This window comes from Ancylobacter sp. IITR112 (assembly GCF_041415945.1).
In the GTDB taxonomy this organism is placed as follows: domain Bacteria; phylum Pseudomonadota; class Alphaproteobacteria; order Rhizobiales; family Xanthobacteraceae; genus Ancylobacter.
In genome coordinates this window covers 3,214,548-3,227,017 of record NZ_JBGCUS010000001.1, presented here as the reverse complement: position 1 = coordinate 3,227,017, position 12,470 = coordinate 3,214,548, and the positions used below count along the sequence as shown (strand labels likewise).

Annotated in this window: 12 protein-coding genes; 1 reads left to right on the top strand and 11 read right to left on the bottom strand. The window is 67.6% G+C overall.

The features are described 5' to 3' along the window. Positions 1 to 31 precede the first annotated feature (31 nt). The 4 genes from AAC979_RS15340 to AAC979_RS15325 are packed head-to-tail and all read right to left on the bottom strand — an operon-like array spanning position 32 to position 3,218. On the bottom strand, positions 32 to 1,144 hold the full coding sequence (locus tag AAC979_RS15340) for a C4-dicarboxylate ABC transporter (RefSeq protein ID WP_371347734.1): 1,113 nt from the start codon (positions 1,142 to 1,144) through the stop codon (positions 32 to 34). 39 nt (positions 1,145 to 1,183) lie between these two features. Further along, positions 1,184 to 2,521 (bottom strand): TRAP transporter large permease subunit, encoded by a 1,338-nt coding sequence (locus AAC979_RS15335; RefSeq protein ID WP_371347733.1) that lies wholly within the window; start codon positions 2,519 to 2,521, stop codon positions 1,184 to 1,186. Then, positions 2,521 to 3,063, bottom strand: a complete 543-nt coding sequence (locus AAC979_RS15330) for a TRAP transporter small permease subunit (protein WP_371347732.1) — start codon at positions 3,061 to 3,063, stop codon at positions 2,521 to 2,523. The genes AAC979_RS15335 and AAC979_RS15330 overlap by 1 nt, the downstream gene beginning before the upstream one ends. Next, the gene (locus AAC979_RS15325) at positions 3,060 to 3,218 is read right to left on the bottom strand and encodes a hypothetical protein (protein WP_371347731.1); all 159 of its coding nucleotides are present in this window, start codon (positions 3,216 to 3,218) and stop codon (positions 3,060 to 3,062) included. Before AAC979_RS15325 ends, AAC979_RS15330 begins: the two co-directional genes overlap by 4 nt. 346 nt (positions 3,219 to 3,564) lie before the next feature. Here AAC979_RS15325 and AAC979_RS15320 point away from each other — a divergent pair, with 346 nt between their 5' ends. Then, entirely contained in the window at positions 3,565 to 4,344 is a 780-nt protein-coding gene (locus tag AAC979_RS15320) for a DeoR/GlpR family DNA-binding transcription regulator (protein WP_371347730.1), read from the top strand. A gap of 195 nt (positions 4,345 to 4,539) precedes the next feature. On the opposite strand, the gene AAC979_RS15315 is transcribed toward AAC979_RS15320, so the two are convergent. The 7 genes from AAC979_RS15315 to AAC979_RS15285 form a co-directional block, all read right to left on the bottom strand. Beyond that, positions 4,540 to 5,772, bottom strand: a complete 1,233-nt coding sequence (locus AAC979_RS15315; protein WP_371347729.1) for a biotin/lipoyl-binding protein — start codon at positions 5,770 to 5,772, stop codon at positions 4,540 to 4,542. Continuing rightward, the gene (locus AAC979_RS15310; RefSeq protein ID WP_371347728.1) at positions 5,765 to 6,166 is read right to left on the bottom strand and encodes a hypothetical protein; all 402 of its coding nucleotides are present in this window, start codon (positions 6,164 to 6,166) and stop codon (positions 5,765 to 5,767) included. Before AAC979_RS15310 ends, AAC979_RS15315 begins: the two co-directional genes overlap by 8 nt. An 80-nt stretch (positions 6,167 to 6,246) precedes the next feature. Beyond that, a complete protein-coding gene (locus AAC979_RS15305; RefSeq protein ID WP_371347727.1) occupies positions 6,247 to 6,747 on the bottom strand; it encodes a hypothetical protein in 501 nt (166 codons plus the stop codon). Between the two features lie 43 nt (positions 6,748 to 6,790). Continuing rightward, complete coding sequence (gene ppk2, locus AAC979_RS15300) at positions 6,791 to 7,591, bottom strand: polyphosphate kinase 2 (RefSeq protein WP_371347726.1); 801 nt, start codon at positions 7,589 to 7,591, stop codon at positions 6,791 to 6,793. Between the two features lie 125 nt (positions 7,592 to 7,716). Further along, entirely contained in the window at positions 7,717 to 9,291 is a 1,575-nt protein-coding gene (locus AAC979_RS15295; protein ID WP_371347725.1) for a hypothetical protein, read from the bottom strand. Continuing rightward, the gene (locus AAC979_RS15290) at positions 9,288 to 10,067 is read right to left on the bottom strand and encodes a J domain-containing protein (protein ID WP_371347724.1); all 780 of its coding nucleotides are present in this window, start codon (positions 10,065 to 10,067) and stop codon (positions 9,288 to 9,290) included. The genes AAC979_RS15295 and AAC979_RS15290 overlap by 4 nt, the downstream gene beginning before the upstream one ends. A 3-nt stretch (positions 10,068 to 10,070) precedes the next feature. Beyond that, on the bottom strand, positions 10,071 to 12,443 hold the full coding sequence (locus AAC979_RS15285) for a GumC family protein (RefSeq protein WP_371347723.1): 2,373 nt from the start codon (positions 12,441 to 12,443) through the stop codon (positions 10,071 to 10,073). Positions 12,444 to 12,470 lie beyond the last annotated feature (27 nt).

Sequence of the window (12,470 nt, the reverse complement as noted above, 5' to 3'; positions counted from 1 at the left end):
GCCCGCGGACAACTGGCCGCGGACGGGCGGCTCAGCGATAGGGGTAGCCGGCCTTCTGCATGGTCTCGTCATATTTCTTGAAGGCGGCGACGACCTTGCCCGCGCGCGGGCTCGACGCGGCGACTTCGTCCCAGAAGCCCTTGGAATCGGCCACCACCTGCGCCCATTCGGCCGGCGGCAGCGAGGTCAGCTCCATCTTCTGGCCCTCGACGCGCAGCTTGGCCTCGCCGCCCCAGTACCAGACGTCGCGGTAATAATGCGACTGGTCGATGCTCATCAGGAACAGTTCCTTCAGGTGCGGCGGCACCTTGTCCCAGCTCGGCGTGTTGGCGAAGTAGCTGCCGAACCACGCGCCGGTGACCGAGTTGGTCAGCGCGTAATTGCACACATCGGCCCAGCCGACTTCATAGGCTTCGGTGAAGCCGCACCAGGCGACGCCGTCGAGTTCGCCGGTCTGCAGCGCGACTTCGACGTTGTCCCACGGGATGGTCACTGGCACGAGGCCGTATTTGGAGAGGAACTTGCCGGCGGTCGGCACGCCGAACACGCGCAGGCCGGCCATGTCGGCGAGGCTCTTGATCGGCTTGTCGACGGTGAAGATGTGCAGCGGGTCCCAGGCGCCGGTGGACAGCCAGGTGACGTTCGGCACCTCGGCATAGGCTTCCGTCCAGATGTCCTTGAGGCCGTAATAGCGGAACAGCGCCGGCACATCGAGGCTGTAGCGGGTGGCGAAGGGGAAGTAGCCGCCGAAGACCGCGATATCGACCGGCGAGGCCATGGTCGCCTCGTCCGACTGCACCGCGTCGAGCGTGCCGCTCTGCAGGGCGCGGAACAGGTCCGAGGTCGGCACGAGCTGGTCGGCGTAATAAAGCTCGATCTCCATCGCGCCATTGGCGGCGGCGTTGAAGGCGTCGATCTGCGGCTTGATCACATGGGCGCCGAGCGGGGCGCCGGAATAGGTCTGCAGCCGCCATTTGATGGTGCCGGCCTGGGCGATGACGGCGGGCGCGGCGAGCGTCGAGCCGGCGAGCGCCGCGCCGGTGCCGAGCGCCGCCTTGCCGAGGAAGCTGCGGCGGGTGGCGAGAATGGCGTCGGCGGCGGGGTCGATCTTCTTGGTGACGGGCTTCTTGATGTCGTCGGTCATCCTGTTCTCCTCTGGAAGGGGGAAGTATCGGGCTGTTGCTCAGCCCTTGACGTTCATGTGTTCGGGCAGCCAAAGCGCGATCTGCGGGAAGATCATCAGCATGACGATGGTGAAAAGCATGATCGCGGCGAATGGCCAGATCGACTTGTAGATGTCGACCAGGGTGATTTCCTTCGGCGCCAGCGAGCGCATCAGGAACAGATTGTAGCCGAAGGGCGGAGTGATGTAGGCGATCTGGCAGGTGATGGTGTAGAGGATGCCGTACCAGATAAGCTGGTTGTCGAAGCCGAGATCGAGCGCCTTGACCAGCGGTATGTAGAGCGGCGCGACGATGACCAGCATCGCCGTGTCGTCGAGGAACATCCCCATGATGATGAAGCTGAGCTGCATCATGATGATGATGGTCCAGGGGTTGAGGTCCCACTGCTTGACGAACAGGAACTCCACCGCCTTCACCGCGCCGAGCCCGTCGAACACGGTGCCGAAGGCGAGCGCGGCGAGGATCAACCACATGAACATGCAGGAGACGTTCAGCGTCTTCAGCGCGGTGTCGCGCAGCACCGGCCAGTTCAGCCGGCGCTTGGCGAGGGCCGCCAGCGTCGCCGTGGTGGCGCCGACCGCCGAGCTTTCCACCAGGCTGGTGACGCCGAAGACGAACAGCCCGGTCATGAAGAAGAAGATGGCGAAGGGAATGATGCCCGCCCGCGCCAGCGCGAGCTTCTCGCGCAGCGGCATGTTCAGCTCTTCGTCCGTCAGCGCAGGCGCCAGCTTCGGGTTCAGCTTCACGCGGACATAGATGTAGAGAATGAACAGCGCGGCCATCAGCAGGCCCGGCCCGACGCCGGCGAACCACAGCTTCGACACCGGCTGGCGGGCAATCATGCCGTAGAGTACCAGCACGACCGAGGGCGGGATGAGGATGCCGAGCGAGGAACCGCCCTGCACCACGCCCGAAATCAGCACCTTGTCATAGCCGCGGCGGATCATTTCCGGCAAAGCGATGGTGGCGCCGATGGCCATGCCGGCGACGGACAGCCCGTTCATCGCCGAGATGATGACCATGAGGAAGATGGTGCCGATGGCGAGGCCGCCGGTGAAGCGCCCGAACCAGACATGCAGTGCCCGGTACAGATCCTCCGCAATGCCGGATTCCGCGAGGATGTAGCCCATATAGATGAACATGGGCAGGGTCAGCATCGCGTACCAGTTGAACAGCTTGAACACCTGGTTGAACGGCAGGTCCATCGCGCCGGGGCCGTAGAGCAGCAGCGCGGCGGCAGAGGCGACGAAGCCGATGCCGGCGAAGACCAACTGGCCGCTGATCAGCGCCAGCACCATCGACGCGAACATCAGCAGCGCGATCATCTCATAGGTCATCAGAGCTTCTCCCCCCGCAGGGTGGCGATGTGCTTGAAGACCAGCGCGAAGGCCTGCATCAGCATCAGGACGAGGCAGACGGTGAGCAGCGCCTTGATCGGAATCACCGACGGATTCCAGATCGAGAAGCGTTTCTCATTGGTGGCGATGGCGTATTGCAGGCTGGAAATGGAGCCGGCGAGCAGCACGCCGAGATAGAAGATCAGGCACCAGACGGTGGCGAGGTCCATCTTCGCCTTGCCGCGCTCCGACAGGGTCGAATACCAGAGGTCCATCCGCACATGCTCATTGTTCTTGAGCGTGAACGGGCCGCCCATGAAGTAATAGGCGGCGAGCATGAACTGGGTCAGTTCCACCGCCCAGTGCACCGGCATCTTGATGAGGTTGCGGGTCACCGCATCGAACATCAGGACGCCGCCCATGGCGAAGATCAGCGACGCGGCGAGATAGCCGACATAGTCCGAGAGCTTGTCCGTCACGCGGACATAGGCGGCGATCAGCCGCCAGCCGCCCCCGCTCTGCTTCACGCCTTCCACGTTCACATGGTGTCTCCATGGCTTGCCGGGCGCGGCGGGGCGGCGAGGGCGCGTGCCCGCCCGCGCGCCGCGCCGGCGGGCGCCAGCCGGAACGCGCGGCTCTGCGAGGCGCGGCCCTGCCGCCGTCCGGGCGGGAGCCCGGCAATCGTAGCCCGGTTCATTCAGTCCCCTCGCGCTGCAATGCACGCATGTTGTGCGTGCTTGATTTTTTCGCGCTTGGTATCACTCTAACGTAACGGAGAGGAAAAGGAAGCCCGATTTTTGACCTAATTGCCCGTTTGGTCGCCTTCTTTATGAACATTCATACCGAATGGTCACTGTTCGTCCAAAAATCTTGACCAAATGCGGAAAATCCCAGAGAGTCGCGCGAAGGTGCCCGCTCACTCGGGCAAATCTGGCCGTATTGACCGCCTACCCGCTCTGGCATAACCGATCCTGCCTGCCTGTTTGTCCGAACGGGCAGCGGTGGCACGGAGCGGCGGCAGCGCGGCTCGATGGGAGACAGGCTTGGCACTTTCCGCGCGCCATCACGACATTGTCGCCCATGTCGCCGCCGTGGGTGAGGCGACCGTCGAGGCGCTGGCCGAGCGGCTCGGCGTCTCACGCGAGACGGTGCGGCGCGATCTCGCGCGGCTGGAATCCACCGGGCATCTGCGCCGCTATCATGGCGGGGCGCGTGCTCTCGCCGCCCCCGGCGCGGAGCCCGACGAGGAGCGCCCCTTCGCCCAGCGCATGGTGCAGAACGCCGCCGGCAAGAAGCGCATCGCGCTGGCCGCGCGCGAGCTTTTCGGGCCGGAGGATTCGCTGTTCATCGACACGGGCAGCACCACCATCGCCTTTGCCGAGGCGCTGGCGACGCGGCCCTCTCTGGTCGCCATTACCAATGCGCCGCGCATCGCCGCGACGCTGGCGGCGCCCCATACCCACAAGGTGTTCCTGCTCGGCGGGGCCTATGGGGCGGATGCCGGCGAGAGCCTCGGCCCGCTGGCGCTGGAGCAGATCGGCAAGTTCCGCGCCCGCCACGCCGTGCTCACCATCGGCGCCATCGACGCCCATGCGGTGATGGATTTCGACCTGCAGGAGGCGGAGGTGGCGAAAGCGATGATCGAGCGCGCCGACCGCGTCACTGTGCTGGCCGACCACAGCAAGTTCGAGCGCGGCGCGGTGTTCGAGGTCGCCCCGCTCGCCGGTATCGACCGGCTGGTGACCGACCTGCCGCCCTCCGACGCGATGCGCGAGGCGCTGGCGCAGGCCGGGGTTGAGCTGATCGTCGCCGACGCGGACTGAGCCGCCCGTCCGGCGGCTCTCCTTCCTTGCCGTGTCGCGTTTTCGTCACGCGAACCGGCCTCCACGTCGCTCGAAAACGCTCTAGAGCGCGATCCGATCAGATTGAATCAATCTGATCGGTAAATCGCCCTCTAACTCTAAGATAGAGAACGCGTTATCCGATCAGCTTGCGATGCAAGCTGATCGGCGCGTGCTCTAGTGCCCGCTGAACACCAGCGTCTGCACCGGCAGGATCAGCGCCTGGATGCGCAGCAGCAGCGCATGCACCAGCGCCACCGTGTCGACGATGTGCAGATAGATTCCGCCCAGCGTGCCGGCCTCGCCCGAGGCGATGCGGTCGTGATTGCTGGAATAGGCGTTGGCGAGGCAGCTCGACCCTGGCGGCACGCCGTCGAGCCCGCCGGGATAGAGCGGTTCAAGGAAGACGGTGAGCGTGCCCGGCGCGCCGATCTGCTGCGCGTCGATCAACTGGTCGGTGGTGCGCAGTTGCCCGGCGGCGATATAGTCCTGCACGCTGGTGACCACCATCGGGATGATGGTGAAGGGCTTGGACACGCAGGTCGCCTCGGCGAGCATGCCGGGCTTCATCACCTGCGCCTCGATCTGGCCGAAGCCGGCGACCAGCCGCTCGCGCCCGGCATCGGCCGGGATCAGCACGCCGGCCGGGCGCATCAGCGGGTTGACGAGATCGCCGACGCGCAGCGCGAACTGTTCCACCCGCCCGGCGACCCCGGCGCGGATCACCGTTTTGGCAAGTTCCACCTCGGCCTGGGCGAGCGCCGCCTCGGCGCTGGCCTTCTGCGCCGGCAGCAGCGTGTTGAGGCGGGCGAGGGCACCCTCGCGCGCCGCCACCGCCACCGCCACCGCGCCGGCGCGGGCGTCGACCGCGTTCTGCAGCCGCTCCAGCTCGCGCCGCGAGACCACATCGGCATTGCGGCTGTTGAGCTGCGCCTTGGTGTCCAGTTCGTCGCGCGCCTGCGCCAGCGCCTTCTCCGCCTGGATGATCTGGCCGTCGGCGGCCGCGACATCGGTGGCGGCGACGCGCATCTGCCCGTCGATCTCGGCGACGCGGGCGCGCGCCGTCGCCACCGCCGCCTGCTGCGCCGCGTCGTCGAGGCGGAAGATCGGCTGGCCCTTCTCCACCTCGCCGCTGAGGCCGAGATTGACCTGCGCCACCCGGCCGCTGGTTTCCGGCACGATCGGCACGGTACGGAAATAGGCGGTGACCTGGGTCGCGGAGGGGTGGTTGTAGAAGATGACGGTGATCAGCGCGACCGTCAGCATCAGGCAGGCGATGATGCCCCAGCGCAGTTCGAACCACACGGAATAGAGCGTGATCTCCCGCCCGAGCCGTTTGCCCTGGACATAGCGGCGAAAAAGATAGTCCGGCAGGATGGTGAGCAGCGAGCAGAGAATGAGCTCAAGCATGGTCGCTGCCCCGGCGCGCTTCGGCCTCCCCGGCGGGCGGGGCGGGCGGCTTCACGCCGGCCAGCGCTTCGGCCGAGCGGGCGATGCGGTTGAGCGGGGTGAGGACATCGGGCAGGTCGATGAAGGCGAGCAGCAGCGCGATCACCCACAGCGCGTGATTATGGGTGAACAGCGCCAGCAGGCACAGCACCGCGACGATCTCGAACTGCAGCTTCTGGCCCTTATGCGCCAGCCGCTCCGGCAGCGAGTGGATATGCAGGAAGAACACCCCCGCCAGCAGCACCGTGGCGATGAGCGTGATCGCGGCGACGATCATCAAGATGTCGGTGCCGCCCGGGGCGGTGATGAAGAAGGGGAGATGATCGACGGCAGCATTGTGCGGCTGGGCGGCCATGCCACTCTCCGGAACCGGCGCGGCGGGCACCGCGCTCAAACGCCGGCCGATGCATCCACCGGCCGGCCAGAGGTGTCAAGCTACTTCTTGCCCCAGGTGAGATACATGCCGACATCGCCGGGCATGTCGTTGGGCCATTCCACGATCAGGGCGGAGAGCCGGTAGCCGGCAGCCCTGAGATGGTCGCGCCAGAGTTCATAGGCCTGGCGCGGGCGGCCGGTCAGCGTGTCCGGCCAGCCTTCCTCGGCATTGTTGATCGCCCGGCCATGGTCGGTGCACAGCGTGTTGGGGAAGCGCATCACCATGATCTCGGTCTCGCCCCGCTCGGCGGCGGCGCGCATCTTCACCTGCAGCGCCTCGGCCATCTCATGCAGCTTCTGCGGCGTGAGGTCGATCGGCTGGGCCAGCGTCTTGGCGAGTTCTTCCTTGGCGCGGCGGGCATGGTCCATCGCCTCCACCGCCTCGTTCATCTTCGCCAGCGCGATCTTGTCCATATAGCCGCGCAGATCGGCGGCGCTCATGAAGCTCTCGTCGCCGAGCGTCTGGTGCGGGCCGGCAGGCTGGCCGGTCGTGTCGGTCATGGTGGCGCTCCTCATCTTGTGCCGGCTGCCGGCGGTTCTGCGTTCAGAAGATCGCCGGGACGTGGTGGCGCACATCCTCCGGCTCCACATAGCCCTTGGCCTTCTGCCGTTTCGGCAGGGTGATCTTGGGGCGCTTTTGCGCCTCATAAGGCACTTTGGACAGCAAATGGCTGATGACGTTCAGCCGCGTGCGCTTCTTGTCGTCGGAATGCGCCACATACCAGGGCGCCCAGGCGCTGTCGGAGGCGGCGAACATGGCGTCGCGGGCGCGCGAATAATCGTACCAGCGGCCATAGGATTCGAGGTCCATCGGCGAGAGCTTCCAGATCTTGCGCGGATCATGGATGCGCTGTTCGATCCGCCTCGTCTGTTCCTCCGGGCTCACCTCCAGCCAGTATTTGAGCAGGATCACGCCGGATTCGACGATCACCCGCTCGACGGCGGAAATGGTGTCGAGGAACTTCTCCGCCTCCGTCTCGGTGCAGAAGCCCATCACCCGCTCGACGCCGGCGCGGTTGTACCAGGAGCGGTCGAAGATCACGATTTCGCCCGCCGCCGGCAGATGCGGCAGGTAGCGCTGGGCGTACATCTGCGATTTTTCCCGCTCGCTCGGTGCCGGCAGGGCGACGACGCGAAACACGCGCGGGCTCACCCGCTCGGTGATGGCCTTGATCACGCCGCCCTTGCCGGCGCCGTCGCGGCCCTCGAACAGGACGCAAATCTTGGCGCCGGTGGCCTTGGTCCATTCCTGCAGCGCCACGAGTTCGCCATGCAGGCGCTTGAGCGCGCGCTCATACTCCTTGCGGGAGAGCGGGGCCGCAGCCTCGTCGGATGTCACGTTCATGGGCCTGCCCCTTCCAAGCGCGGGCGCCGTCCGGCACCGAGGGCGCCGATCCGACCATACTACCCTAGCGGCGGCAGGGAAGCCGGCTTTGATTTGCGGCAAGCACGCCGGCGCCGGCGCGCGGATCAGCCGCCGGAGGCGACGGGTTCCACCGGCGCGATGTGCAGCGACTGGAACTGGATCTCGCCCGAGGCGAACTGTTCGGAGGTCGAGCGAGAATCGTGGAACAGCCGCAGCCTTTGGGCGTCGCAGCGGCCATTATCGGGAATGGTGATGTCGAAGGAGAAGGGCCGCCAGACGCGCGGGGCGCCCATGAGCTGGCCGGATTGTCCCGCCACCGGCCCTCCGGGATAGCACAGCACCTGCCAGACCATGCCGCGCTTCGACGACATCACCCCTTTCTGTTCGCCGGAGAAGCGATAGGTTCCGGGCCGCAGGAAGGTCACCTGCTCCACCCCCCCCAGTCGGACCCGGCCGACGCCGAAGCGGATGCGCAGCACCCGCCCGTCCACCGTGTCGCTGCGCGGCTGCAGGTCGATGAAGGCGTTCATCGAGCGCGGAATGTTCCAATTGAACGGCAGGGTACTCGGGTCGGCAGCGAAGTCGAGATTATTGACCGGCTGGACCTTCAGCACCTCCTCCGCCGGCAGCATCTGCAGCCAGATATTATAGGCGCCCTCGGCGCGCTTCTCCGCCACCATGCGCGCGCGCAGCAGCGGGATCAGCTCGGCCTGGCTCGGCGGGCTTCCGGCCGCCTTCAGCGCCTGGATCAGGGCCAGCGGCGCGTCCGAGGCGGCGAGCTTGGAGCCCATGCTGCTGAGGAAGAGCGGGCGCCAGCTCGGGTTGCGCGCCAGCGCCGCCACCAGCGCCGCGCGCCCTTCCGGCTCCAGCGCCAGCGAGTTGAGATAGCTCATCGTGTACTGGTTGAGTGCCGGGCGGGTCTGCAGCAGCACCTCGGCCAGCGCCACCACGCCGGCATAGTCCTTCCGCTCGAAGTCCTGGTGCATCAGCCAGAAGACGGCGACCGTCTCGCGGCGTGAGCGGGCGACGGCGTCCAGCATCGCCTGACGGCTGGTGTCGAGATCGTCGGCGGTGTCGCCGAGCAGGCGATAGGCCGAGGCTTCCAGCGGCGCACCGGCGGCGATACGGGTGGCGAAGTCGCGCAGGCGCGCGCGCATCGCGACCATGTCGGCAGCGCCCGGCTGGGCGCCGGGCGTCTCCGCCGCCTCCGCTGGCTCGGCCTCCTCGGCGGTTTCGCTGCGGGGCGCCGCGAGGGAGGCGGTATGCTCACGCGCCTGGCGTGCCACCGGGTCTTCTTCCGGCTCCACTTCGACGGCGGGCCCGGCGGCGGTGTCCCGCTCGGCATTCTCCCGCGCGGCCGCCGCGGCCGCCTGCTCAGCCTCCGCCGCCGCCTCCTGCTCCGCCCGGGCGGTGGCAAAGGTCATCCGCGCCCGTTCCTGCCGCGCCAGGGTCAGCAGCGCCTTGGGATGGTCGGGATAGAGCCAGAGCGCGAGGCGCGGGTTGCTCTCGGCCAGCGCCATCGGCAGGGAGGTGGTGGCGATGAGGGCGGCGAGCCCGACCATGCCGGCGGCGAGCGCGGCGCAGCGCCGGGGATGCACGACGGCGGCGAGCCGGAGACGGTGCAGCCAGGCAAGGCGCGGGCGCGATCGCCCCCCGCGCCCTTTGGATGAACGGCTCATCGGCGCCCCCACAGCAGGCCCCAGAGCCGCACCCAGAGCGAGGCTTCCTCGATCTTGTGCACGCTCAATGGGCGGGGGCGATGCGGCAGGGGTGTCCCCGCGCCGGCGCCGCGGCCGCCGGCTCCCGGGCTTTTGCCGTTCCTCATCGGCCGGGCGGCGCCCGCCTTGCCGACACCCGGCCGACCGGCGCCGTTGGAGGCGCCACCGGCCTTGCCGGAGCGGGTCTTGCCATTGGCGGAACCGCCGCCTGCGGGCCGGCTGCCGTCCGTCGCGCGTGCGGCGGCGGGCGGTGCGTCGGTGGCGCTGCGGGGGGCGGCGGGCCGGGAGCTTTCCGGCGTGCGGCGCAGATCATAGGCCTCGCGCCGCTCCGGTGTCTTCAGGTCCTCCCAGGCGCGGGAAACGCGGCTGGCGAACACCTCCCGGTCCAGCGGCCCCTTGCGCAGCGATTGCAGGTCGGGATGTAGCCAGCGCATCAGCAGCGCCATATTGTGGCGCAGTTCCTCATGGGTGGAGTGCGGGCCGCCGCCGAGCACGCGGTAGCTGTCGGCGTCGCGGCAGAACAGCGCCTGTTCGATGAAGAAGCCGGCGGCGTCCTGCAGGGGCTGGCGGGCAAAGCCGCTGCGCCGGCTGGCGGCGGCCAGCGCCTCCTCATTGCCGACCGCGATGGCGAGCAGCCCCGCCATGTCCGGCGGCAGCGGCCGGCCGGGCAGGCTGCGCGCCTTGACGGGGTCCTTGAACAGAGCGAGCGCGGCGTCGAGCGCGTCGGGCGCCGGCATGGGTCAGGCCGCTTCGGAGTGGTCGGTCTTGGCGTCGCGGCGGCCGAATTTCGGCAGCAGCGCCTTCACGCTGTCGAGCCCGCGCGCGCCGACGCCGGCGCTGCCGGTGTCGGTGCCCTGGCCGTATTCATAGCCATAGCCATAGCCGTACCCGTAGCCATAGCCGTAATGGGCGCTGCGGGTGTCGAATTTGGTGAGCACGACGCCGATGGTGACCGCGCGGGCGATCTGCAGCCGGCGCAGGGCGTTGCGGGCAATGGCGCGGCGCCCGTCGCCGGAGCCGGTGACGAAGATGGTGGCCTGCGCGGCGGCGCCGAGCAGTTGCGCATCGGCGATGCTCAGCATGGGCGGGCTGTCGAAGATCAGAAGATCGTAGATCTCCAGCCCGACCGAGATCAGCGAGAACACATGGGTGCCGCCGAGGATTTCCGCCGCGTTGGGCGGCAGCGGGCCGGAGGCGAGGAAGTCCAGCGTGTCGAGATCGGTCGCCTGCACCACGTCATGCAGGGTCGACATGCCGGTGAGGCAATTGCTCAACCCCACCGCGTTGTCATAGCCAAGCGTGCTGTGCACCGAGGGGCGGCGCAGATCGGCGTCGATCAGCAGCACGCGCTTGCCGGTGATGGCGTAGTGGCGGGCGAGCGCGATGGCGGTGCTCGACTTGCCTTCCGAGGCGCCGGCGCTGGTGACGACCAGCGTGCGCGGCAGCCCGCTCTCGGTGGCGAATTGCAGCGAGGTGGCGAGCGATCGGTAGGCTTCGGCGACCGGCGAACGCGGATCGCTGAGTTCGGCGACGATGCCGCTGGGGAATTCGGCGCGCGGCACGATGCCGAGTATGGGCAGGCCGGTCGCCTTCTCGGCGTCCTCCGGCGTGCGGATGCGGTCGTCGAGCAGTTCGATCAGGGCGGCGGCGCCGAAGCCGCCGATGAGGCCGAGCATCAGCCCGCCGGCCAGCAGCAGCATGGTGCGCGGGTGCGAGGGGCTGCCGGGCGGGAGGGCGCGATCGACGATGAAGACGTTGTTGGTGCCGACGCCGCTGGCGACATCGACTTCCTTATAGCGCTGCAGCAGGTCGTTATAGAGGTTGCGGCTGGAATCGACCTCGCGCTGGAGAATGCCGTAGCGCACGCTCTTCTTCTGCAGTTCCAGCACCTCGCCGCGCAGCTCCTCGATACGCTGGCGCATCTGCGCTTCCTGATTGGCCGAGGATTCATAGGCGGCCTTCAGCGAACTGCGGATGGCGGCGACTTCGGCGGCGAGCTGGCGGTCGATCTCGGCGATCTTGTTGGAGATTTCCACCATGGCGGGATAGCCGGGCTTGAAGGTCTCCAGCCCTTCCTCATACTGGCGGCGCAGCTCGTTGCGCTGGGTGCGCAGGCCGTCAATGACGTTGTTGGTCAGTATCTGCGGCAGGTTGATGCCCTTGGCCGCCTCCACCTGCTTCCAGTTTTCCTCGTCGCGAATGCGGGTGGAGATGAGCTGGCCCAGCGCCGCATTGGCGGCGGCGAGATTGCTCTCGGCGATCGAGACCTTGTCATTGGTCTGGACCATGTTCTCGCTCTCCGAGAAGGCGATCACCGCCCGTTCGGATTCCTCCAGCCGCAGCTTGAGCTGCTTGATCTGGTCTTCCAGGAACACCTTGGCGTAGGAGCTGGCCTCGAAGCGCTTGTCCAGATTGGAGGCGACATAGGCGTCGGCATAGGCATTGGCGATGGAGGCGGCGCGCGCCGGCGACACATCGGTGTATTTTATGTCGACCAGCCGCGAAGCGGTCACCGGGCGAATATCGACATTCCCCTTCACCCGGTTGACGCTGCGGCGATGGTTGCGCTCCTGCTCCGCCGCCGGATCGGTCTGCTCGGACGGGCCGGAGAACAGGCCGAACAGGCTGCCGATCAGGCCAGGCGAGGAGGCGGTGAAATCCGCGCTCTGGTCGAGGCCGAGCGCCGCCACCACGCGCTCGGACATGGCGCGGCTCTTCAGGAGTTCATACTGCGTCTTCTGGAACTCGGCGCCGCCGCGCTCGGTCGGCGCCTGCACGCCGCCCTCGACGATCTTGCTCGCTTCATTGTCGATCTGGATGCGCACAGTGGCGGTGTAGAGCGGGGTGGCGAGGAAGCTGTAGACGAGGGCGATGACCGCGAAGGCGCCGGCGGTGCTGAGGATCAGCGTCCGCCACTTCACGGCGATGCCGATCACATAGTGCAGCGCGGCGGCGAGTTCGGATTCATGGTGCGTCTCGGGCGGGGCATAGGCGGCGGTGCCGTAGCCATAGCCGTAGCTGTCGCGCGCGGCCGGCAGATTGCGGCCTTCCGGCACAACCGGAAGGTTGCGCTCGCCGCCCGGCCGCCCGTTCTCCGCCCCCTCGCTCATCATCCGTTGGTGCTTCCCTTAAGGCACATG